The organism is Streptomyces sp. NPDC031418 (assembly GCF_055581605.1).
In genome coordinates, this window is record NZ_JBVIJC010000001.1 from 251,363 (window position 1) to 274,453 (window position 23,091).

Consider the following 23,091-nt stretch of genomic DNA (forward strand, 5'->3'; position numbering starts at 1 on the left):
GTTCTTCGGCTGCGGCGCCGTTGTGGTTGATCGCGCCCCGCGGCGGAGCCGCCTATCGACAGGGCCCCGCGCCCCTCAGATGCTCAGGGCTGCTTCGGATTGTTCCGTGTCCGAGGTGGCCCTTGGGCTTTGCCGGCCTCGGGTCAGGATCAGGTAGATCAGGCCGCCGACCGCGCCCGAGAGCAGGAAGCTACAGTCCACGCCGCCGGTGAGGTGCAGCAGGGGACCCTGGTACGAGGGCAGGGAGACGGCCAGGAGGCCGACGCCGGCGCCGAGGGCCCAGGAGAGCGTCGCCCGGATGTTCCAGCCGGCCGTGTACCAGTAGATCCCGCCCCGGGAGCGGCGGTTGAAGACCTGGAGGGCGTCGGCGTCGTACACCCCGCGGCAGCGGACGAAGCCGATCAGGGTGATGACGGCCCACGGGGTGCCGATGGCGGTGAGCAGCAGCACGAAGGACGTCATCGCCGACTGGGCGTTCCAGGCGTAGTGGCCGACGAAGACACAGGCCGTGGCGACGATCGCGACCGTGTAGGTGGCGCGGGCCCGGGACGCCTTCGGCAGGATCGCGTCCAGGTCCAGGCCCATGGAGTACAGCATCAGACCCGCGTTGCCGACCGAGCCGGCCGAGGCGGACAGCAGCAGCGGGACCAGGTACCAGGTGGGGGAGGCCTGGACCAGCGGACCGGCGTAGTCGAGGGCCGCGTGGGCGCCGTACGCCGTGAACGTGCCGAACAGCTGCGGCACCAGCAGACCCAGGATCAGCCCCAGCCAGGTGGCCCGCAGCACCCGGCGGTCGGAGTTGCGGGCGGGGGACATGTAGCGGGTGTAGTCGCCGAGCAGGGTGATGAAGGCGATGGGCCCGGACAGGCCGGCGGCGACGGCCGCCAGGAACCAGGTCGGCCAGAAGGAGCCCAGCAGATAGCCGCCGGCCTCGGGCAGCGCGGCGGTGCCGAAGTGCGGGGCGTAGGCGAAGACGCCGAGCAGCAGCAGCACGGTCATGCCGATGGACAGCACCTTGGACATGTTCAGCAGCACCCGGTAGCCATAGACCGCGCCCGCGACGGTGGCCCCGGCGAGCAGGGCGTAGACGATCGCGTACGACACCCCGTCCGCCGGCACCCCGAACATCCGCCCGAGCACGCTGAGCATCACATCGCCGCCGATCCACACCGTCAGCGCGGTGTAGCCGAGGGCGAGCAGCAGACCGACGACCGAGCCGACCAGCCGGCCCCGGACGCCGAACTGGGCGCCGGAGGAGGTGGACAGGTTGGTCGCGGTGCGCAGCGAGATCAGGGCGAGCGGCGCCGTCACGGCCGTACCGACGGCCGTGCCCGCCACGATCGAGCTGACCGACGCCCACCAGCCGAGCCCGAAGGACGGCGGCAGCCAGCCGAAGATGATCACCCCGAGGCAGAGGTTGGAGCCGAGCAGGATCGAGACGAGGTCGCGGGGTCCGCTGGTGCGCTCCTCGTCCGGGATGGTGTCGACTCCGCGTTGTTCTATCGGCATGGCTGGTCTCCTTCGACAAGCGCCGGTGAAGTTAGAGCAGCGTTCAATCTCTGCGAGGCCGCTCCAAGAGTCAATGCTTCAGTTTCACGAATTCTGTGTTTAGAGTGATGTTCTAAAGTGTGGAACGTGGAAGGCAAGGAGGTGTCGCGTCGTGAGACTGACCCCCACGGAACGTGACCGGCTGCTGCTCTTCGGAGCCGCCGAGCTGGCCCGGGCCCGCCGCGCGCGCGGCCTCAGGCTCAATGTCCCGGAGGCGACCGCGCTGATCGCGGACACCGTCTGCGAGGCCGCCCGGGACGGCAGCAGGCTCGCCGAGGCCATCGAGGCGGCCCGCTCGGTGCTCGGCCCCGAGGACGTGCTCCCGGGCGTGGCCGACGTCGTCACCGAGGTGATGGTCGAGGCGGTCTTCGACGACGGCTCCCGGCTCGCGGTGGTCTCCGACCCGATCGGCGGCGGCCTCGGCGCGCAGGCGCCGGGCGCCCTGCTGCCCGGGCCGGAGCACGCCGACCCGGAACCGGTCCTCCGGCTCACCGTCACCAACACGGCGACCGTGCCGGTCTCCGTCACCTCCCACTTCCACTTCTTCGAGGCCAACCCGCGCCTCGACTTCGAGCGTCGGCTCGCCTACGGCATGCGGCTCGCGGTACCCGCCGGGTCCTCGGTCCGCTTCGGGCCCGGCGAGAGCGAGCAGGTCGGGCTGGTGCCGATCGGCGGCGAGCGGATCGCCATCGGCTTCGCCGGACTGGTCGACGGGCCGCTGGACGCGCCCGGAGCCCGTGAAGAAGCCCTGCGCAGGGCCGCCGCCTGCGGATACCTGGGCGCGACGACGGACGGAGGTGAGCAGCGATGAGCCGCTCGAAGGGACGAGAGGTGAGCCGGTCGATCCATGTCGACCCGCACGCCTACGCGGCCACCCACGGCCCGCGCGCCGGTGACCGGATCCGGCTCGGCGACTCCGGGCTCACCGTCCGCGTCGAGTCCGACTCCCAGCGCTACGGCGACGAGTTCCTGGCCGGGTTCGGCAAGACCGCCCGGGACGGGCTGCACCTCAAGGCCGCCGCCGTCCGCGACACCTGTGACGTGGTGATCAGCAACGTCGTCGTGATCGACGCGGCCCAGGGCATCCGGAAGGTCTCCATCGGCATCCGGGAAGGCCGTATCTGCGCCATCGGGCGGGCCGGCAACCCGGACACCCTCGACGGCGTCGACGTCGTCGTCGGCACCGGCACCTCGATCGTCTCCGGCGAGGGGCTCATCGCCACCGCCGGCGCGGTCGACACCCATGTCCATCTGCTGTCGCCGCGCATCATGGAGGCCTCCCTCGCCTCCGGCGTGACCACGATCATCGGGCAGGAGTTCGGCCCGGTCTGGGGCGTCGGCGTCAACTCCCCCTGGGCGCTGCGCCACGCCTTCAACGCCTTCGACGCCTGGCCGGTCAACATCGGCTTCCTGGGCCGGGGTTCGTCCTCGCACAGCGCCCCGCTCGTCGAGGCGCTGGCCGAGGGCGGCGCCTCCGGCTTCAAGGTGCACGAGGACATGGGCGCCCACACCCGGGCGCTGGACACGGCGCTGCGGGTCGCCGAGGAGCACGACGTCCAGGTCGCCCTGCACAGCGACGGCCTGAACGAGTGCCTCTCCGTCGAGGACACCCTGAAGGTGCTGGAGGGCCGGACCATCCACGCCTTCCACATCGAGGGCTGCGGCGGCGGACACGTGCCCAACGTGCTGAAGATGGCCGGCGTCCCGAACGTCATCGGGTCCTCCACCAACCCCACCCTGCCCTTCGGCCGGGACGCGGTCGCCGAGCACTACGGCATGATCGTCTCCGTCCACGACCTGAAGACCGACCTGCCCGGCGACGCGGCCATGGCCCGCGACCGCATCCGGGCCGGCACCATGGGCGCCGAGGACGTGTTGCACGACCTGGGGGCGATCGGCATCACCTCCTCCGACGCGCAGGGCATGGGCCGGGCCGGTGAGACGGTCCGCCGCACCTTCGCCATGGCCGGCAAGATGAAGACCGAGCTGGGGCCCCTGGAGGGCGACGGCGAGGCGGACGACAACGCCCGCGTCCTGCGCTACATGGCCAAGCTCACCATCAACCCGGCCATCGCCCACGGCCTCTCCCACGAGGTCGGCTCGATCGAGGTGGGCAAGCTCGCCGACATCGTGCTGTGGCGCCCGGAGTACTTCGGCGCCAAGCCGCAGCTGGTGCTGAAATCCGGCTTCCCCGCGTACGGGGTCGTCGGCGACCCCAACGCGGCCACCGACACCTGCGAACCCCTCGTCCTCGGGCCCCAGTTCGGCTCGTACGGCGCCACCGCCGCCGACATCTCCGTGGCCTTCGTCGCCCAGGCGGCCGTGGACCAGGGCGGCGACCGGATGCCCACCCGCCGGCGCCGGGTCGCCGTGCGCGGCACCCGGGGCATCGGCCCCGCCGACCTGCGGCTGAACTCCCGTACCGGAGCGGTCGACGTCGACCGGGACACCGGCCTGGTCACCCTCGACGGCGACCCGCTGCGCTCGGCGCCCGCCGACTCGGTCTCCCTCAACCGCCTCTACTTCCTCTGACCTTCCTAAGGAACACCATGTCTGCTGCCGCCGACGGCTTCCGTATGCCCGCCGAGTGGACCCCGCACGAGCGCACCTGGATGGCGTGGCCCGGCCCGAACCCCACCTTCGACGACCCCGAGGACCTCGCCGCCTCGCGCGCCGCCTGGGCCTCGGTGGCCCGCGCGATCCGCCGCTTCGAGCCGGTCACGGTCGTCTGCGGCCCCGGCCAGTCGGCGGACGCCCAGGCGCTGCTCGGCCCGGGTGTCGACACCGTCGAGCGCGACCTGGACGACGCGTGGATGCGGGACATCGGCCCGACCTTCCTCACCAACGGCAAGGGTGAACTGGCCGCCGTGGACTGGACGTTCAACGGCTGGGGCGCCCAGGACTGGGCCCGCTGGGAGCACGACGCCAAGATCGCCGCGTATGTCTCCGACCTGGCGGGCGCGAAGACGTACGCCTCGCAGCTGGTCAACGAGGGCGGCGCGATCCATGTCGACGGCGAGGGCACGGTGCTGCTGACCGAGACGGTCCAGCTCGGCCCCGAGCGCAACCCGCACTGGACGAAGGAGCAGGTCGAGGCCGAGATCCACGCCCAGCTCGGCACCGAGAAGGCGATCTGGCTGCCGCGCGGCCTGACCGGCGACTACCCGCCCTACGGCTTCGGCACGCTGGGCCATGTGGACATCGTGGCCGCCTTCGCCCGGCCCGGCGTCGTGGTGGCGCACTCCCAGCCGGACCCGGCCCACCCCGACTTCGAGGTCACCAAGGAGGTCATCGGCATCCTGAAGTCGGCGACCGACGCGCGCGGCCGGCGGCTGGAGGTCGTGGAGGTGCCCGCCCCGACCGCCCTGGAGGCCGACGGCCACTGGGCCGACTACTCCTACATCAACCACTACCTCTGCAACGGCGGCGTGGTGCTGTGCGGCTTCGACGACCCGCGCGACGAGATCGCCGCCGGGATCTTCCGCCGGCTCTTCCCCGAGCGGACGGTCACCCTGGTGGACGCGCGTACGATCTTTTCGGGTGGGGGCGGCATCCACTGCATCACCCAGCAGCAGCCCAAGGTATGAGCGTGCTCTCGATCATGTAGGAGACAGGGATGGCCGGTGCGGCCCGGACGCGGAAGAACGCGCCGCCGCGCGAGGAGGTGCTCGCCGCCGCCATGGACATGATCGCCGAACGCGGTCTGGAGAAGCTCACCATGGCGGCGCTCGGCCGCGAGGTCGGGATGAGCAGCGGCCATCTGCTGTACTACTTCCACTCCAAGGACGAGCTGCTGCTCCAGACCCTGGAGTGGAGCGAGGGCCGGCTGGGCGCCGAGCGCGGCCGGCTGCTCACCCGGCCGGGAACCGTCCGCGAGCGGCTGTCCGCCTATGTCGACCTGTACGTCCCCGACGGCCACCGCGATCCGCACTGGACGCTGTGGCTGGAGGTCTGGAACCGCTCGCAGAACGCCGACGACGGCGCGCGCGAACGGCAGGCCGCCATCGAGGGCGCCTGGCACCGCGACCTGGTCGCCCTGATCGCCGAGGGGATCTCGCGCGGGGAGTTCCGCCGGGTGGACGCGGACCGCTTCGCGGCGCGGCTGCGCGCCCTGCTCGACGGCTTCTCCATCCATGTCGCCATCGGACTGCGCGGCACCGACCGGGCGCAGGTGCTGGACCACGTCCGTGAGTTCATCGGGGACGCGCTGCTGACGGCATAACCGCGGCGGACGCCGGTGGCGGGAGTGAGGAATCGTTCACTCAACTGCCGGGCAGGTAACGGCGCATGGAAAGACACCACTGGAAGAGGATCTGGGTCGGGTCGGCCGGCAACATGGTCGAGTGGTTCGACTGGTTCGTGTACGCCAGCTTCGCCACCTACTTCGCCGGCGCCTTCTTCCCGAGCGGCAACCCCACCGCCCAGCTGATGAACACCGCCGGCATCTTCGCCGTCGGCTTCTTCATGCGGCCCGTGGGCGGCTGGCTGCTCGGCCGGGTCGGCGACCGCAAGGGCCGCAAGGCCGCGCTCACCCTCACCGTGACGCTCATGTCGGCGTCGGCGGTCCTCATCGCCGTCGCGCCGACCTACGCGGTCGCCGGGTACGGCGGCGCCCTCGTGCTGCTCGTCGCCCGCCTGCTGCAAGGACTCTCGGTGGGCGGCGAGTACGCGGCCAGCGCCACCTACCTCACCGAGGCCTCCGACCCGCGCCGGCGCGGCTTCGCCTCCAGCTTCCAGTACGTCTCCATGACCGCGGGCCAGATCATCGGCCTCGGCCTCCAGATCGTCCTCCAGCGCACCATGTCCGACAGCGCGCTGCACAGCTACGGCTGGCGCATCCCGTTCGTCGTCGGCGCGCTCGGCGCTGCCGTCATCTTCTTTCTGCGCCGCAGCATGCTGGAGACCGAGGTCTACGAGGAGGACGCCGCCCACTCCCCGGAGCGCGGCACCCTGCGCGCCCTGTGGCGGCACAAGCGGGAGGCGTTCCTGGTGATCGCCCTCACCATGGGCGGCACGGTGGCCTACTACACGTACACCACCTATCTGACGAAGTACCTCTCCAACTCCGCCGGGCTGCCCAAGCGGACGGCGACCCTCGTCTCCTTCACCGCCCTGATCGTCTTCGCCTGCCTCCAGCCGCTCGCGGGCGCCCTGTCCGACCGGATCGGCCGCCGCCCGCTGCTCATCACCTTCGCCATCGGCTCGACCTTCCTCACCGTGCCGCTCATGGCGCTGCTCAAGCACGCGGGCAGCTTCTGGCCCGCCCTCGGTCTCGCCCTGCTCGCCCTGGTGGTGGTCACCGGCTACACCTCGATCAACGCCTGTGTGAAGGCCGAGCTGTTCCCGACCGGCATCCGCGCCCTCGGGGTGGCCCTGCCGTACGCCATCGCCAACGCCCTCTTCGGCGGCACCGCCGAATACATCGCCCTGTGGTTCAAGAACGCCGGCGCCGAGTCCGGCTTCTCCTGGTACGTGGCCGGCTGCGCCGCCGTGTCCCTCGTGGTGTACGTCAGCATGCGCGAGACCAAGGACCTGGACCTGGCCCGTACGGGCGACCGAACGGATTCCAGAGTGACGACCGCATCCTGAGACGGGCGGTGAGCCGGGGGCGGGGCTGTGCCAGACTGCCCCCGTGCTCTCGTTCGCCATGATTATTGGCAGCAGGCGCGCCGGTCCGCAGTGACCACCTCGTACGACCAGGTGCGGGTGGCCACCGTCGTCCTCGACCCGCGCGCAGACCTCTCGCACCCGCGAGGGGTTTTTTCGTTTTCCGGCCCACCTTCAGCCGGGAGCGGAGCGCGAGGGACCATTGGGGGGACGGTGGAGCCGGTCATTCCGGTAAGACCGAAGATCCACAACTTGGAGCCTTGAGACCATGACCGAGACGGCAACCAGCGAGCTCGACGACTCGTTCCACGTCTTCGACACCACGCTGCGCGACGGAGCGCAGCGCGAGGGCATCAACCTCACCGTCGCGGACAAGCTCGCCATCGCCCGGCACCTGGACGACTTCGGCGTCGGCTTCATCGAGGGCGGCTGGCCCGGCGCCAACCCCCGCGACACCGAGTTCTTCGCCCGTGCCCAGGCGGAGATCGGCTTCAAGCACGCCCAGCTGGTCGCCTTCGGCGCCACCCGCCGGGCCGGCGCCCGGGCCGCCGACGATCCGCAGGTCAAGGCGCTCCTGGAGTCGGGCGCCCCGGTGATCACCCTGGTCGCCAAGTCGCACGACCGGCATGTGGAGCTGGCCCTGCGCACCACCCTGGACGAGAACCTGGAGATGGTCCGCGACACCGTGTCGTACCTCAAGGGCCAGGGCCGCCGGGTCTTCGTCGACTGCGAGCACTTCTTCGACGGCTACCGCGCCAACGCCGAGTACGCCAAGGCCGTCGTCCGTACGGCGGCGGAGGCGGGCGCCGACGTCGTCATCCTCTGCGACACCAACGGCGGCATGCTCCCCGCCCAGGTCCACGCGGTCGTCTCCACCGTCCTCGCCGACACCGGCGCCCGGCTCGGCATCCACGCCCAGGACGACACCGGCTGCGCGGTCGCCAACACCCTGGCCGCCGTGGACGCGGGCGCGACCCACGTCCAGTGCACGGCCAACGGTTACGGCGAGCGCGTCGGCAACGCCAACCTGTTCCCGGTGGTCGCGGCGCTGGAGCTGAAGTACGGCAAGAAGGTGCTGCCCGAGGGCCGGCTGCGCGAGATGACCCGCATCTCCCACGCCATCGCCGAGGTCGTGAACCTGACCCCCTCGACGCACCAGCCCTACGTGGGTGTCTCGGCCTTCGCCCACAAGGCCGGACTGCACGCCTCCGCCATCAAGGTCGACCCGGACCTCTACCAGCACATCGACCCCGAACAGGTCGGCAACACCATGCGGATGCTGGTCTCCGACATGGCCGGCCGCGCCTCGGTCGAGCTGAAGGGCAAGGAGCTGGGCGTCGACCTGGGCGACGACCGGGAACTGGTCGGCCGGGTCGTCGAGCGCGTCAAGGAACGCGAACTGAAGGGCTACACCTACGAGGCGGCCGACGCGAGCTTCGAGCTGCTGCTGCGCGGCGAGGTGCAGGGCCGCCCCCTGAAGTACTTCGACGTCGAGTCCTGGCGGGCCATCGTCGAGGACCGCCCCGACGGCAGCCACGCCAACGAGGCCACGGTCAAGCTGTGGGCCAAGAGCGAGCGGATCGTCGCCACGGCCGAGGGCAACGGCCCGGTCAACGCGCTGGACCGCGCCCTGCGGGTGGCCCTGGAGAAGATCTACCCGCAGCTCGCCAAGCTGGACCTGGTCGACTACAAGGTCCGCATCCTGGAGGGCAAGCACGGCACCCAGTCCACGACCCGGGTGCTGATCTCCACCTCGGACGGCTCCGGCGAGTGGTCCACGGTCGGCGTGGCGGAGAACGTCATCGCCGCCTCCTGGCAGGCCCTGGAGGACGCCTACACCTACGGCCTGCTGCGGGCGGGAGTGGAACCGGCGGAGTAACCGGGGGTATCCGGAGCAACCGGAGTGACGCGGCGGGCGCTCGCCCCGCACCGGGCTACGGCGCCCGCCAGATGTTGTCGAACGCCACGTTCTCGATCCGCCGCCGCTCCCGCACCGCCGCCAGCTCGGTCACCGCGTCGCCCACCGCCGCCAGCACGGTGACGACGGCCGCGTCCCCGAACTCCTCCTCGTCGTCCGGCCCGTCCTCGATGCCCAGCGTCGCGGCCAGCCCGGCGAGCACCGGCTCACGGGCCCACCAGCGGTCGGCCGCCTGCCGTCGCGCGGGAGTGTCGGCCGGCGTGTCGCTCCCGCGCCCGGGCAGCCACCGGCGCGGTTTCCCGCCGAGCTGCCCCGCGGAGTCCAGCACGTCCCGATAGGCCGTGGCCAGCCCCTGCCCACGCCGCCACAACCAGTCCTCGACCGTCTCGTACGGCTCCTGCCGCACCAGCAGCGCGCCCGCCTCGTCCAGCAGCCGGTCGCCCGTGGTCAGCGTCGGGCCGGGCACGATCCGGTCGCCGTCCAGGGCGGCGGCGCGCACCCCGAGCAGATCGACCAGCTCCGCCCCGGCGAGCGCCAGCGACAGATCCCCCTGTTCGACGGGGTGGTCACCGGGCACGTCCAGGCCGACCATGAACAGATCCTGCGCGGTACTCATACCGGGCTCCAGGGGAGAGGGGTGCCTTACGTGACCAGTTTGACGGCGTTCAGGTAATTTCGAAGGATGAAGGCCGTCCCGCGGACCCGACTGTTCCCGGCCCTGCTGCTGGCCGTACTCGCCTTGCTGGCGGTGACCACGTCCGCGCCCCGGGCGAGCGCCGACACCAGCGTCTCCACCATCGCCCAGGCCCTGCGAAAGAGCCCGGTCTACGTCGACCCGGCGGCCGCCGGGCAACTGTCCGCCGCCGATGCCGATGCCCTCGCGGCCCGCATCAAGAAAGCGGACAAGCCCCTGTTCATCGCGGTGCTCCCGGCCGGCTACCGCACGGCGGGCCTCTTCCGCGACCTGCGCGCCGCCACCGGCATCACCGGCCTGTACGGCATCCGCCTCGGCGACCGTTTCGACGCCCGCGCCGACTCCTCCGTCATGTCGGCGACGGCCCGGCAGAACCTGGTGAGCAGCGTCCAGGGCGAGAGCGCCAAGGCCCAGCTCACCGACTTCACGAACCGCGCGCTGGCAAACATGGGCGGCCATGCGCCGCGGAGCTGGGGCGGGGGTTCCGGCGGCGGAACGTCCGGTACGGCCCTGATCGTGGCGGGTGCCGTGCTGGTGGCCGGTGGTGCGGGGGCGTACGCGCTGGTCCGCCGGAGCCGGCGGCGCCGGGCCGAGGAGCAGCGGGCCGCCCTCGACCGCCTGCGGGTGGTGGTGGACGAGGACATCACCGCGTTCGGCGAGGAACTGGACCGGCTGGACTTCCACCCGGCGGAACCGGGCGCCGACGACGCGATGCGCGGCGACTACGAGCGTGCCCTGGACGCCTACGAGACGGCGAAGCAGCGGATGGCCGAGGCGCAGAAGCCGGAGGACGTGCGCCCGGTCACCGAGGCGCTGGAGGACGGCCGATTCTCCCTGGCCCAGCTGGCCGCCCGCCGCGAGGGCCGCCCGCTGCCCGAGCGCCGTCCGCCCTGTTTCTTCGACCCGCGGCACGGCCCCTCGGTCACCGAGGCCCCCTGGACCCCGCCGGGCGGCGCCCTGCGCGAGGTGCCGGTCTGCGCGGCCGACGCCACCCGGCTGGCCGACGGCCGGGACCCGGTGATCCGCGAGGTCGACACCGAGTACGGCCGCCGCCCGTACTGGGACGCGGGCCCGGCCTACGGCCCCTGGGCCGGCGGCTACTTCGGCGGCGGCATCCTGCCCGGCCTGCTCGTCGGCACCGTGCTCGGCAGCATGATGGCCACCCCGTCGTACGCCGCCGACTACGGCACCGGGTACGGCGACTTCGGCGACACCGGCGGCGGCTACACGGGCGGCGATGTCTCCGGCACCGACTTCGATCCCGGCGACTTCGGGGGCGGCTTCGGTGACGGCGGCGGCTTCGACGGCGGGGGAGGGGACGGCGGGGACTTCGGCGGCGGCTTCTGACCGCCGGGGCGCCGGCTCCCTCCGGCCGTGCGCCCCCGGGGTCACGCGTTCCGGATCGCCGAGATGTCGAAGGTGAGCTTGATCTTGTCGGAGACCAGGACGCCACCGGTCTCCAGCGCCGCGTTCCAGGTCACGCCCCACTCGGAGCGCAGGATGGCCGCCGTGCCGGTGAAGCCGACGCGCTCGTTGCCGAACGGGTCCTTGGCGGCGCCGTTGAACTCCAGGTCGATGGTGAGCGGCTTGGTGACGCCGAGCAGGGAGAGGTCGCCCGTGATGCGGTACTCGTCGCCACCCAGGGCCTCGGCCTTGGTGGAGCGGAAGGTCATGGCCGGGAACTCGTCGATCCGGAAGAAGTCCGCCGACTTCAGGTGGCCGTCACGGTCGGCGTTGCCGGTGTCGATGCTGGCCATCTGCACATCGAGCGAGGCCGTGGAGCGGCTGGGGTCCGAGCCGTCCAGGTGCAGGGTGCCGGTGAAGTCCTGGAAGCCGCCCTTGACGTTGGTGACCATGGCGTGCCGCGCCACGAACCCGATCGTGCTGTGCGCCGGGTCGATGGTGTAGTCGCCGGTCAGCGCGGCCAGGTCCGGGCTCACGGCGGCCGGGGCGGGGGCGGCGGCGGGGGTGGTCTCGGCGGTGGTGTTCTTGCGGCTGAAGATGCCCATGACGTGCTCCTCGGGATAGAAGGTTTAGCGTTCAACAACCTCGCTGCTTCCGACCGTAACCTCCTTCAGTTTAATTTTCAACATCATCCGGTCCGTGTCTCCGAGGTCACGCTCTGTCATACCGCGTCTCTTTCTGCTACACGCCAAGGGCATGCCTTCAACGCGCCGAACCGTCCTCCGCGCCGGCCTCCTCGCCACGACCCTCGCCACCCTGCCCGCGGCCCCCGCCCGCGCTGCGGAAGAGGGCCCCTACGACACCCTCCGCCGCCGCTGGCTCGACCTCGCCCTCGGCACCGGGTACGACCCGGACGCCGAGCCGTACGCCTCCCGCCTCGCCCAACTGGGCCGGGACGCCCAGGAGTTCAGCGCCACCATGGCGCCCGGCCCCGACTCCCTCTGGCCGGGACACCCCTTCGACCCGCCCGCCGGGATCACCTTCAGCTACGACCGGCTGTGGACCATGGCCCAGGCCCACGTCCAGCCCGGCACCGGCGCCACCGGCGACCCCGCCCTGCTCACCGCCGTACTGCGCGGCCTCGACCACCTCTCCGCCACCGTCTACCACCCCGCCACCACCCCCTACGGCAACTGGTGGGAGTGGCGGATCGGCAGCCCGCGGCTCCTCATGGACATCACCGCCGCCCTGTACGAGCACCTCGGCGCCGAGCGGATCGCGGCGGCCTGCGCGGCCGTCGACCACTTCGTCCCGGACGCGCTGCTCGCCGACTACTCCGGCATCTCCACCGGCGCCAACCGCGTCGACCTGTGCCGTTCCGTCGCCCTGCGCGGCGTCCTCGGCCGCGCCGCCGACCGGATCGCCCGCGCCCGGGACGCCCTCTCGCCGGTCTTCCCCCCTGTCACCCGCGGCGACGGGCTCTACGCCGACGGCTCCTTCGTGCAGCACACCTGGGTGGCCTACTCGGGGACGTACGGCCAGGTCCTGCTGGACGGCCTCGGCCGGCTCTTCGCGCTGCTCGCCGGCTCCCCCTGGGAGGTCACCGACCCCGCCCGGCAGCACATCCTCGACAGCGTCGAGCACTCCTACGCCCCGCTCGTGCACGACGGGCTGGTGATGGACTGCGTCAACGGCAGGGCCATCAGCCGCGGTCGGCTGCGCGGCGACCCCCCGGACCTGATGCGCGGCGACCACTACCACGGACACGCCCTCATCGCCGCCGTCGCCCTGCTCGCGGACGCGGCGACGCCGGAGGAACGGCAACGGTGGCACGCCCTGGTGCGCGGCTGGATCGAACGGGACACCGTGCTACCGGTCCTGACGTCCCCTCAGTTCCAGGTCGCCGACCTCGCCCGGCTGCACGCCGTCGCCGCGGCGCCCGTACGCCCCGCCCCCGAACCCCTCGGCCATCGGCTCTTCCCCGCCATGGACCGGGCCGTCCACCGCGGGCCCCGCTTCACCGCCGCGCTCGCCATGGCCAGCGACCGCATCGCCCACTACGAGTGCGGCAACGGCGAGAACCCGCGCGGCTGGCACACCGGCGCCGGCATGCTCTCCTGGTGGCCGGCCGGCCGCGGCGACCAGTACACCGACTGGTACTGGCCCACCGTCGACTGGTACCGGCTGCCCGGCACCACGGTGTCCACCCGGCGGCTCGCCGACCGGGCGGGCGGGGAGTGGGGCGCCCCCAAGCCGGACGTGCGCTGGGTGGGCGGCGCCACGGACGGGCGGTACGCGGCCGTCGGCCAGCACCTCAAGGGCCTCGGCTCCACCCTGGAGGCCCACAAGTCCTGGTTCTTCCTCGACGACTGCGTGATCTGCCTCGGCGCCGGGATCTCCTGCGCCGACGGCGTCCCGGTCGAGACGGTCGTGGACAACCGCAACCTGGGCGAGGGCGCGGACCCGGCCTTCGTCCAGGGGCGGGACTGGGCCCATCTGGCGGGTCACGGCGGCTGGCTGCTGCCCCGCGGCGGCACCCTGCACACCCTGCGCGAGGACCGCACCGGCGCCTGGTCCGACATCAACACCGGCAGCAGCACCGAGCGGCGCACCCGGCGCTGGCAGACCCTGTGGCTCGACCACGGCACCGACCCGGCGGGCGCCGGCTACGCGTACGTCCTGCTGCCCGGGGCCTCCCGCGCCGAGACCGCCGCCCGGGCCGCCGACCGGCACTGGCTGCGCGTCCTCGCCAACGACACCGGCCGCCAGGCCGTCGCCGTGCCCGGCGCGGGCCTGACCGCCGTCACCTTCTGGCAGGGCGGTACGGTAGGAGACCTCAGCGCCACCGCGGGGGCGAGCGTGCTCCTGGTCCGCCGGGGCCGTACGGCCGCCCTCCGGGTCAGCGAACCGCCCCGCACCGGGCAGCCGCTGGAGATCACCTGGGACGAGCCCGCGGTCGGCTCGGTGCTCCGGGCCGGTCCGGGCGTCCAGGTGCTGTCGGCACAGGGCCGTCTGAGGCTCCGTGTCACCCCGGGGATGGCATGTTCTTCCCTCGAATGTGAGGTGGCTCTCAGGTGACGCTTTTGTCGCCTCCCCACAACGAAGGCGCCCTCTGAGCAGTCGGAACGGCTGCACGCAGCCGTGGTTCTGTTCACTGGTACCAGGAAAACGGGCCGGAGACTGTACGGAGTCGACGGCTCGCTTTCCTTGGTGTCCTTCGTAAGGTCACTACATGACCGTTTTGGAAGAGACGACGGGTGAGCCGACCGGCGAGCCGACGGACGCGCGCGGACGGGTCGCCGAGCTGCACGAGATCCGTGCGCAGGCAGTGGCGGGCCCCAGCGAGAAGGCGACCGCGGCACAGCACGCCAAGGGCAAGCTGACGGCCCGGGAGCGCATCGAGCTGCTTCTGGACCCGGGTTCCTTCCAGGAGGTCGAGCAGCTGCGCCGGCACCGGGCCACCGGCTTCGGCCTGGAGGCGAAGAAGCCGTACACCGACGGTGTCATCACCGGCTGGGGCACGGTCGAGGGCCGCACGGTCTTCGTCTACGCCCACGACTTCCGGATCTTCGGCGGCGCCCTGGGCGAGGCCCACGCCACCAAGATCCACAAGATCATGGACATGGCCATCGCGGCCGGTGCCCCGCTGGTCTCCCTGAACGACGGCGCCGGTGCCCGGATCCAGGAGGGCGTCTCGGCGCTCGCCGGATACGGCGGCATCTTCCAGCGCAACACCAAGGCCTCGGGTGTGATCCCGCAGATCTCCGTGATGCTCGGCCCGTGCGCGGGCGGTGCGGCCTACAGCCCCGCCCTCACCGACTTCGTCTTCATGGTCCGCGAGACCTCGCAGATGTTCATCACCGGCCCCGACGTGGTCAAGGCGGTGACGGGCGAGGAGATCACCCAGAACGGCCTGGGCGGCGCGGACGTCCACGCGGAGACCTCCGGCGTCTGCCACTTCGCGTACGACGACGAGGAGACCTGCATCGCCGAGGTGCGCTACCTCCTCTCGCTGCTCCCGCAGAACAACCGCGAGAACCCGCCCCGGGTGGAGTCGGCGGACCCCGTCGACCGCCGCAGCGACATCCTGCTCGACCTGGTCCCGGCCGACGGCAACCGGCCGTACGACATGGCCAAGGTCATCGAGGAGATCGTCGACGAGGGCGAGTACCTGGAGGTCCACGAGCGCTGGGCCCGCAACATCATCTGCGCCCTCGCCCGGCTGGACGGCCAGGTCGTCGGCATCATCGCCAACCAGCCCCAGGTGCTGGCGGGCGTACTGGACATCGAGGCGAGCGAAAAAGCTGCGCGCTTTGTCCAGATGTGTGACGCTTTCAATATCCCGATCGTCACCTTCCTGGACGTACCCGGGTTCCTCCCGGGTGTCGACCAGGAGCACGGCGGAATCATCCGTCACGGCGCGAAGCTGCTGTACGCCTACTGCAACGCGACCGTGCCGAGGATCTCGCTGATCCTGCGCAAGGCGTACGGAGGTGCCTACATCGTCATGGACTCCCAGTCGATCGGCGCCGACCTGACCTACGCCTGGCCGACGAACGAGATCGCCGTCATGGGCGCCGAGGGCGCCGCCAACGTGATCTTCCGCCGGCAGATCGCGGACGCGGAGGACCCCGAGGCCATGCGTCAGAAGATGGTCAAGGAGTACAAGGCCGAGCTGATGCACCCCTACTACGCGGCCGAGCGCGGCCTGGTCGACGACGTGATCGACCCCGCCGAGACGCGTGAGGTGCTCATCCGCTCCCTGGCGATGCTGCACACCAAGCACGCCGATCTGCCCTCCCGCAAGCACGGCAACCCCCCGCAGTAACCGAGCGGACCCGCCGCGGCAACCCCGCGGACCTCTCTCTCACGGAGACTGACATCCATGAACACTGACATCCGCGTCGAGAAGGGCCACGCCGAGCCCGAGGAAGTCGCCGCTCTCACGGCCGTCCTGCTGGCCCGCGCGGCCGCCCGGCCGGCCGCCGCCCCGGGCCACAGCGGCCGGGCCAGGGCCGGCTGGCGCCGCCTGGAGCGCGAGCCCGGCTTCCGCGCCCCGCACAGCTGGCACTGATCCCGCACGACGAACAGGGCCCCTCTCCTCGGAGAGGGGCCCTGCTCAGTTTCTCTGCCTGTCTACCGCGGATCCGGCTACCGCAGGCGTGCCATGAGGGCGTGTTCCACGAGGGTGATGAGTGCGCTCTTGGCGTCGGCGCGGTGGCGGGCGTCGGTGGTGATGATGGGGGTGTCGGGGCCGATCTGGAGGGCTTCGCGTACTTCGTCGGGGGTGTAGGGCTGCTGTCCGTCGAAGCCGTTGAGGGCGATGACGAAGGGCAGGCCGGAGTTCTCGAAGTAGTCGACTGCGGGGAAGCAGTCGGCGAGGCGTCGGGTGTCCACGAGCACCACTGCGCCGATGGCGCCGCGGACCAGGTCGTCCCACATGAACCAGAAGCGGTCCTGGCCGGGGGTGCCGAACAGGTAGAGGATCAGGTCCTGGTCGAGGGTGATGCGGCCGAAGTCCATGGCCACCGTGGTGGTGGTCTTGTCCCCGGTGTGGGTGAGGTCGTCGATGCCGGCCGAAGCGGACGTCATGACGGCCTCTGTGCGCAGCGGGTTGATCTCCGAGACAGCGCCGACGAACGTGGTCTTGCCCACGCCGAAGCCGCCCGCCACCACGATCTTCGCGGAGGTGGTGGAGCGGGAAGGACCGCCGCTAGAGCTTGCGAAGTCCACTGAGCACCCTTTCGAGCAGTGTCACGTCTGGCTGGCCACCGGCGTTCTCGTCGCCGCCGGGCTGATGGATGGCGACCAGGCCCGCCTCCGCCAAGTCGGCGACGAGGATCCTGGCCACGCCGAGGGGAATCGTGAGGAGCGCCGAGATCTCGGCGACCGACTTGATCTCCCGGCACAGGTTGCAGATCCGCTGATGCTCGGGCAGCTGGCCCTGCATCTGATGCGGAGCGGCGGTGGTGTGCACCAGTGCCTCGATGGCGAGCTGGTAGCGCGGGCGGGTCCGGCCGCCGGTCATGGCGTACGGACGCACCAGGGGGTTGTTCGACGCGGTCGCGGGCGCCGGCTCGGGGCGGCGCTGCGGCTGTACCGGCTGGATGCGCGGCGCCGGAGGCTGGTCGTACGGCGAAGGGCCGGGGCCCTGCGGGGCGTACGGCTGCCGGTGGGCCGGGGAGGAGGGGTAGCCGTACGGGTTCGCCGAGCCGTCCTGCCGGCCCTGGGCAGGGCCGTACGACCAGTTGCCCGTAGACGAACCACCTGGGGGTGTTGCCACTTTCTTCTCCTCCTCCGACTGTGCCGGGCGCCCATCCCTGTGGAGCCGCGTCCCGAAACCTTACGGCCCCGGAACGCGGACTCGCACCGTCCGCTTGCTAGTTGAGAAGGCTGCCCTGGAGCTCCGCACGGAGATCCGGGGTGAGGACCGTGCCCGCACGGTCCACCAGAAGTGCCATCTCGTACCCGATGAGGCCGATGTCCGCTTCCGGGTGGGCCAGTACCGCGAGGGAGGACCCGTCGGAGATGGACATGATGAAGAGGAATCCCCGCTCCATCTCCACAACCGTCTGGTTCACGCTGCCGCCCTCGAAGATGCGCGAGGCACCGGCGGTCAGCGAGGTCAGACCGGAGGCGACGGCCGCGAGCTGGTCGGCGCGGTCGCGGGGGAAGCCTTCGGACATCGCCAGAAGGAGTCCGTCGGCGGAGACCACCACCGTGTGGGACACCCCCGGGGTGTTGTCCACGAAGTTGGTGATCAACCAGTTCAGGTTCTGTGCCGCCTGGCTCATCGGGCTCACACTAACGCTCCTGGTTGTAGGTGCTGTCAGGACCGAAGCCCTGGCCGTTCGTTTCACTGCCTGCGCTGCGTCCGCGCTGGACGCCTCGACGCAGGTTGCTCAGCCTGCCCCGGACGTCCTCCGGGGCACGGGAGACCTGTGGGCCTCCCTGGGGAGTGGTTTCGGCGGCGCCCTCGACCAGGTTGGCCTTGGGCACGCGCCGCGGCAGGCCGGAGGCGGTGACCCCGCCTGCCTTGGGCTTCCGGAGCTGCGCGGCCTGCTGCCACCGCTCGTCGTTCGCCGAACGCCAGCCGCTGTCGCCGTTGCCGCCCGGCGTGTTGCCCGGTGCGGGAGCCGGCGCTTCCTGCTGCACGCGCGCCGCGCCGTTCGCGCCACCGGCGCCCTGGGCACCGCTCGCCGCGGAACCGCGGCGGGGCAGCCCGGCGTCGGTCAGGTCGGGTGCGGACACGTCGTCTGCGGCGGGAGAGGCCGTTCCCGGACGGTCGAAGCCTACGCGGTTCCGCTCACTTGCGTCAGCGGCCTGCACGGGCTCCGCCTCCGGAGCGTACTGGGCCGGATAGCCGTTCTGGTAGCCGTCCTGCTGGGGCCAGTCGTCCTGGTAGGCATGCTGCTGTGCGGGCTCGGCGTACGCGGGGTCCGGGTAGCCGCCGGCCGCGCCGGCCTGCGGGAAACCGTCGTTCTGCGGCAGGCCGTTGTTCTGCGGCAGGCCGCCGTTCGGCGCGTAGTACCCCTGCTCGTCGTAGTGCTGCTCGTACGGCTGCTGCTCGTAGCCCTGCTGCTCGTAGCTCTCCTCGTACGACGGCTGCTGCTGCTCCTCGTAGGAGGTCTGCTGCTGCTCCTGGTACGAGGGCTGCTGCCGGCTGTCGAAGAGCGGGTCGGCGTAGCCGGCGGCGGCCTCCGCGGCCTCCTCGCCCGGCTGGCCGTGCGTCTGGGCCTCCAGGGCCGCACGGCGCTCCTCGCGCATCAGCGAGCGGCCGACCGGGTCCAGTTCCCGGATGTCGTCGGGGACCTCGGTGTACCGGCTGTCGTCGAAGCCCAGCTCGGCGGCGGTGCGCAGGGGCTGCTGCTGGCTGAAGCTCTCGCCCTGGAACTGCTGCTCCGGGATGATCTGCGAGACGGTGAACTCGTCGCGCTCCAGCGCGGCCTCGCCGCCACCGCCGTGTGTGATCGCGTCCGGCAGCATGACCAGCGAGGTGGTACCGGCCTGCTCGCCCGAGGGGCGCAGCTGGACCCGGATGCCGTGCCGGTCGGACAGGCGGCCGACCACGAACAGGCCCATGCGCTGGGAGATCGCGGCGTCCACGGTCGGCGGGTTGGCCAGCTTGTGGTTGATGTCCGCGAAGTCCTCGGCGGTCAGACCGATGCCCTTGTCGTGGATCTCGATCATGACGCGGCCGTCGGGCAGACGGGTCGCCGTCACCCGGACCTTGGTCTGCGGGGAGGAGAACGTGGTGGCGTTCTCCAGCAGCTCGGCCAGCAGGTGCACGAGGTCGGTGACCGCGCGGCCGTGGATCTCGGCCTCCGGCACGCCGGACAGCTCGATGCGCTCGTACTGCTCCACCTCGGAGGAGGCGGCGCGCAGCACGTCGACCAGCGGGACCGGCTGGTCCCAGCGGCGGCCGGGCTCCTCGCCGGCGAGGACCAGCAGGTTCTCGCCGTTGCGGCGCATACGGGTCGCCAGGTGGTCCAGCCGGAAGAGGTTCTCCAGCTGGTCCGGGTCGGCCTCGTTGTTCTCCAGGTCGGTGATCAGGGTCAGCTGGCCCTCGATCAGCGACTGGTTGCGGCGCGAGAGGTTGGTGAAGATCGCGTTGATGTTGCCCCGCAGCAGCGCCTGTTCGGCGGCGAGCCGGACCGCCTCGCGGTGGACCTGGTCGAAGGCGCGGGCGACCTCGCCGATCTCGTCGCGGCTGGTGATCGGGATGGGCTCCACGCGGGTGTCCACGCGGCCCGGGTCGGTACGGGAGAGCTGGTCGACCAGCATCGGCAGGCGCTGCTCGGCGATGCCGAAGGCGGCGTTGCGCAGCCGGCGCATCGAGCGGCTGATCTGCCGGGCCACCAGACCGGCCAGGATGAAGGCGGCGAGCAGCGCGATCACGACCACGCCACCGGTGATGAACGCGGAGGTCTTGGCGTTGTCGGCGATGTCGGAGGCCTCGCTCACCGCCTTGTCGGCCATGTCCGACTCGATCTTGCGGTAGGCCTTGTACTTCAGCGTGTTGACCGCGAACCAGTTGTCGGCGGTGACGCCCTTCGACGCGAGCCCCTGACGGGTGAGCGCGCTGGTGTCCGGCATGGTGGCGAGCAACGTGACCATGGCCGTCGGGTCGGACACGAACTGCGGGTTGCTCGCCTTGGCCTTCGCGGCCTGCGCGGAGACGTCCGCCTTGATCTGGTCCTCGAGGCCGGTCAGCTTCTGCGCGTCGGCCTCGGTGCCACCGCCGATGTACTCCTCGCGGGCGATGCGCTCCAGATAGGCGTACGAGGACAGGGAGACCCGCTGGGTCGCCAGGTTGGGGGCGTCCGGACCGGGCTTGACCAGCAGGTGGGTGCCGATCGACCGCTCCAGCGACAGCGCCGCCTTGGTCAGTGAGATGGCGTAGACGGTACGGCCGTAGGAGGTGATGTTGCCGGTGCCCAGGCCCAGCTCGTTGGCGAACTCCATCAGCGGGTGGCTGACCTCGACGTAGCCCTCTTCGGTCTGTACGCCGGTGACCCTGGAGGTGTACGCGATCTGCCGCAGCTGGGCGAGCTTGGGCTCGGCCTCGCGGAACAGCTTCAGCCGGCGCTCCAGGCCCGCCTTGTGCGGCATGTTCTGCGCGGCCTGGTCGAAGGCGTCGGCCGCCGTGTCCGTGGCCTTGCGGGCGTTGTCGATGGTCGCCTTGCTGGCGCTGTCCTTCTTCTTCAGCAGCAGCGGGGCGGCGGTGACGTCACGCTCGTTCTCGAGGGCGTCCGCATAGCCGAGGGCGGCGCGCACCAGACGGGCGGTGCTCTCGGCGTCGCGGGCCTGCTGCCAGGTGTCGATCGAGGTTTTCACCTGGAAACCACCCATGACGAGACCGACCGCCACGGGTATGAGCAGGATCGCGTTCAGCCGGGTCGGCACCCGCCAGTTGCGCGGCGAGAGACGGCTGCCGCTCGGAGCCGGAGTCGCCGACGGCTCCTGACCGGGTACAGGGGTGGGCGCCGCAGCGCGCGGCGGCGGGGTGAAGTTGCCCCGTGCCGACGGCTCGGGAGCCTTCTTGCTTCGCCTCACTCGACCAACAACCTCTCGGCGGTCGGCACCTTCGTCGTGCCGCAGTCTCTCAGAGCCCGGTTCGTCGCAGACCACTACGGAGTACGTCTTTGACCAATGGGCAGTTCAGGCATTCCAGCACGTGGACCAGTGCACTTCCAAACAGTGGAAAGCTTGTGACGGAGCCGTTGTAAACGCCAGATAAAACGGTCATAAAGAGCGAGCCCCGCCAAAAGACGGGGCCGTTGTGAGCGCAGCGGCACCGCACGACCGCGTCGCGTGGTGAAGTGCGGTGATTCCTCTGCCGAACTGTTATGAACACCGGAGCCGGCCGTGTCTAAGGCCACAGCCGGCTCCGAACGGTCCACGGCAACTGCCGCAACCGGTGTCGAACTCGAGTGCTACCGCAGGCGTGCCATGAGGGCGTGTTCCACGAGGGTGATGAGTGCGCTCTTGGCGTCGGCGCGGTGGCGGGCGTCGGTGGTGATGATGGGGGTGTCGGGGCCGATCTGGAGGGCTTCGCGTACTTCGTCGGGGGTGTAGGGCTGCTGTCCGTCGAAGCCGTTGAGGGCGATGACGAAGGGCAGGCCGGAGTTCTCGAAGTAGTCGACCGCGGGGAAGCAGTCGGCGAGGCGTCGGGTGTCCACGAGCACCACTGCGCCGATGGCGCCGCGGACCAGGTCGTCCCACATGAACCAGAAGCGGTCCTGGCCGGGGGTGCCGAACAGGTAGAGGATCAGGTCCTGGTCGAGGGTGATGCGGCCGAAGTCCATGGCCACCGTGGTGGTGGTCTTGTCCCCGGTGTGGGTGAGGTCGTCGATGCCGGCCGAAGCGGACGTCATGACGGCCTCTGTGCGCAGCGGGTTGATCTCCGAGACGGCGCCCACGAACGTGGTCTTGCCCACGCCGAAGCCGCCCGCCACCACGATCTTCGCGGAGGTGGTGGCCCGGCCCCCGTCAGAGCTTGCGAAGTCCACTGAGCACCCTTTCGAGCAGCGTCACGTCCGGAGCGCCACCGTTGTTCTCGTCGCCACCCGGCTGGTGGATGGCGACCAGGCCGGCCTCGGCGAGGTCGGCGACCAGGATCCGCGCCACACCGAGCGGCATGGCCAGCAACGCGGAGACCTCCGCCACCGACTTGACCTCACGGCACAGATGGCAGATGCGCTGGTGCTCCGGAAGGAGCCCCATGAGCGCTGCCGGGTCGGCCGTGGTGCTGATCAGCGCCTCTATCGCGAGCTGGTAGCGCGGCCGGGTCCGGCCGCCGGTCATCGCGTAGGGACGTACCAGCGGCTGGTCGCCCTCGTCCCCGTACGGCTCCGCGTACGGATCATGATGGGCGGTGGGCGGGGTCATGAATCCTCCGGGCGGGACAGCAAGTCGGTCGGACTGACCGTCTGACGGGGCCGGTGGGGGGATTGTGGCGGCCGGACGGTGATTTGGTGAGGCGGGTGGATCTCGGGTCGGTCAGTGAAGCAGACTTCCTTGCAGTTCGGCGCGCAGGTCCGGCGTGAGGACCGTGCCCGCGCGGTCGACCAGGAGAGCCATCTCGTAGCCGACCAGGCCGATGTCGCACTCGGGGTGCGCCAGCACGGCCAGGGACGAGCCGTCCGAGACGGACATCAGGAAGAGGAACCCGCGTTCCATCTCCACGACCGTCTGGGCCACGTTGCCGCCCTCGAAGATCCGGGACGCCCCGGCCGTCAGCGAGGTCAGCCCGGAGGCGACCGCCGCCAGCTGGTCGGCGCGGTCGCGCGGGAAGCCTTCGGACATCGCCAGCAGAAGGCCGTCGGCGGAGACCACCACCGTGTGCGACACCCCGGGGGTGTTGTCCACGAAGTTGGTGATCAACCAGTTCAGGTTCTGTGCCGCCTGGCTCATCGGA

At 71.1% G+C, this 23,091-nt stretch carries 20 protein-coding genes; 10 read left to right on the top strand and 10 right to left on the bottom strand.

Annotated features, from left to right (window positions below):
• Positions 1–75: 75 nt before the first annotated feature.
• A complete protein-coding gene (locus ACZ5CZ_RS01110) occupies positions 76–1,509 on the bottom strand; it encodes a cytosine permease (RefSeq protein WP_468938097.1) in 1,434 nt (477 codons plus the stop codon).
• Between the two features lie 151 nt (positions 1,510–1,660).
• Between ACZ5CZ_RS01110 and ureA the strand changes: the two genes are divergently transcribed.
• The 6 genes from ureA to cimA all read left to right on the top strand — a co-directional run bounded on the left by ureA (position 1,661) and on the right by cimA (position 9,034).
• Positions 1,661–2,359, top strand: a complete 699-nt coding sequence (gene ureA / locus ACZ5CZ_RS01115) for an urease subunit gamma (RefSeq protein ID WP_385839781.1) — start codon at positions 1,661–1,663, stop codon at positions 2,357–2,359.
• On the top strand, positions 2,356–4,080 hold the full coding sequence (locus tag ACZ5CZ_RS01120; RefSeq protein ID WP_468938100.1) for an urease subunit alpha: 1,725 nt from the start codon (positions 2,356–2,358) through the stop codon (positions 4,078–4,080). Before ureA ends, ACZ5CZ_RS01120 begins: the two co-directional genes overlap by 4 nt.
• Before the next feature lie 17 nt (positions 4,081–4,097).
• Positions 4,098–5,135 (top strand): agmatine deiminase family protein, encoded by a 1,038-nt coding sequence (locus ACZ5CZ_RS01125; RefSeq protein ID WP_468938102.1) that lies wholly within the window; start codon positions 4,098–4,100, stop codon positions 5,133–5,135.
• A gap of 29 nt (positions 5,136–5,164) precedes the next feature.
• Positions 5,165–5,770, top strand: a complete 606-nt coding sequence (locus ACZ5CZ_RS01130) for a TetR/AcrR family transcriptional regulator (RefSeq protein WP_385839778.1) — start codon at positions 5,165–5,167, stop codon at positions 5,768–5,770.
• Positions 5,771–5,835: 65 nt separating this feature from the next.
• Positions 5,836–7,137, top strand: a complete 1,302-nt coding sequence (locus tag ACZ5CZ_RS01135) for an MFS transporter (RefSeq protein ID WP_468938106.1) — start codon at positions 5,836–5,838, stop codon at positions 7,135–7,137.
• Positions 7,138–7,423: 286 nt separating this feature from the next.
• A complete protein-coding gene (gene cimA / locus ACZ5CZ_RS01140; RefSeq protein WP_385839776.1) occupies positions 7,424–9,034 on the top strand; it encodes a citramalate synthase in 1,611 nt (536 codons plus the stop codon).
• Between the two features lie 55 nt (positions 9,035–9,089).
• Here the strand turns inward: cimA and ACZ5CZ_RS01145 are convergent, their stop codons facing one another.
• Complete coding sequence (locus ACZ5CZ_RS01145; RefSeq protein WP_385839775.1) at positions 9,090–9,689, bottom strand: GOLPH3/VPS74 family protein; 600 nt, start codon at positions 9,687–9,689, stop codon at positions 9,090–9,092.
• Positions 9,690–9,755: 66 nt separating this feature from the next.
• Between ACZ5CZ_RS01145 and ACZ5CZ_RS01150 the strand changes: the two genes are divergently transcribed.
• Positions 9,756–11,114: a hypothetical protein gene (locus tag ACZ5CZ_RS01150; protein ID WP_468938109.1), complete on the top strand. Its 1,359-nt coding sequence runs from the start codon at positions 9,756–9,758 to the stop codon at positions 11,112–11,114.
• Positions 11,115–11,155: 41 nt separating this feature from the next.
• Here ACZ5CZ_RS01150 and ACZ5CZ_RS01155 read toward each other — a convergent pair whose 3' ends face one another.
• Positions 11,156–11,776 (bottom strand): YceI family protein, encoded by a 621-nt coding sequence (locus tag ACZ5CZ_RS01155; RefSeq protein ID WP_468938111.1) that lies wholly within the window; start codon positions 11,774–11,776, stop codon positions 11,156–11,158.
• Positions 11,777–11,927: 151 nt separating this feature from the next.
• Here ACZ5CZ_RS01155 and ACZ5CZ_RS01160 point away from each other — a divergent pair, with 151 nt between their 5' ends.
• From ACZ5CZ_RS01160 to ACZ5CZ_RS01170, 3 genes are all read left to right on the top strand, one after another.
• Positions 11,928–14,249, top strand: a complete 2,322-nt coding sequence (locus tag ACZ5CZ_RS01160; protein WP_468938114.1) for a polysaccharide lyase 8 family protein — start codon at positions 11,928–11,930, stop codon at positions 14,247–14,249.
• Between the two features lie 154 nt (positions 14,250–14,403).
• Positions 14,404–15,999 carry an acyl-CoA carboxylase subunit beta gene (locus ACZ5CZ_RS01165; RefSeq protein ID WP_385839771.1) on the top strand — a complete coding sequence of 532 codons (1,596 nt, stop codon included), beginning with the start codon at positions 14,404–14,406 and terminating at the stop codon, positions 15,997–15,999.
• 57 nt (positions 16,000–16,056) lie between these two features.
• Positions 16,057–16,245, top strand: coding sequence for an acyl-CoA carboxylase epsilon subunit (locus tag ACZ5CZ_RS01170; RefSeq protein ID WP_385839770.1), 189 nt, complete (start codon positions 16,057–16,059; stop codon positions 16,243–16,245).
• 77 nt (positions 16,246–16,322) lie between these two features.
• On the opposite strand, the gene ACZ5CZ_RS01175 is transcribed toward ACZ5CZ_RS01170, so the two are convergent.
• The 7 genes from ACZ5CZ_RS01175 to ACZ5CZ_RS01205 form a co-directional block, all read right to left on the bottom strand.
• Positions 16,323–16,904: a GTP-binding protein gene (locus tag ACZ5CZ_RS01175; protein WP_055515381.1), complete on the bottom strand. Its 582-nt coding sequence runs from the start codon at positions 16,902–16,904 to the stop codon at positions 16,323–16,325.
• A complete protein-coding gene (locus ACZ5CZ_RS01180) occupies positions 16,885–17,454 on the bottom strand; it encodes a DUF742 domain-containing protein (protein WP_385839769.1) in 570 nt (189 codons plus the stop codon). The genes ACZ5CZ_RS01175 and ACZ5CZ_RS01180 overlap by 20 nt, the downstream gene beginning before the upstream one ends.
• Before the next feature lie 97 nt (positions 17,455–17,551).
• Positions 17,552–17,965, bottom strand: coding sequence for a roadblock/LC7 domain-containing protein (locus ACZ5CZ_RS01185; RefSeq protein WP_004983065.1), 414 nt, complete (start codon positions 17,963–17,965; stop codon positions 17,552–17,554).
• Between the two features lie 10 nt (positions 17,966–17,975).
• Entirely contained in the window at positions 17,976–21,077 is a 3,102-nt protein-coding gene (locus ACZ5CZ_RS01190; RefSeq protein WP_385840302.1) for a sensor histidine kinase, read from the bottom strand.
• 530 nt (positions 21,078–21,607) lie between these two features.
• Positions 21,608–22,183, bottom strand: a complete 576-nt coding sequence (locus ACZ5CZ_RS01195; protein ID WP_385839768.1) for a GTP-binding protein — start codon at positions 22,181–22,183, stop codon at positions 21,608–21,610.
• Entirely contained in the window at positions 22,164–22,562 is a 399-nt protein-coding gene (locus tag ACZ5CZ_RS01200; protein ID WP_009190816.1) for a DUF742 domain-containing protein, read from the bottom strand. Before ACZ5CZ_RS01200 ends, ACZ5CZ_RS01195 begins: the two co-directional genes overlap by 20 nt.
• A 111-nt stretch (positions 22,563–22,673) precedes the next feature.
• Positions 22,674–23,087, bottom strand: coding sequence for a roadblock/LC7 domain-containing protein (locus ACZ5CZ_RS01205; RefSeq protein WP_385839767.1), 414 nt, complete (start codon positions 23,085–23,087; stop codon positions 22,674–22,676).
• Positions 23,088–23,091: the final 4 nt, after the last annotated feature.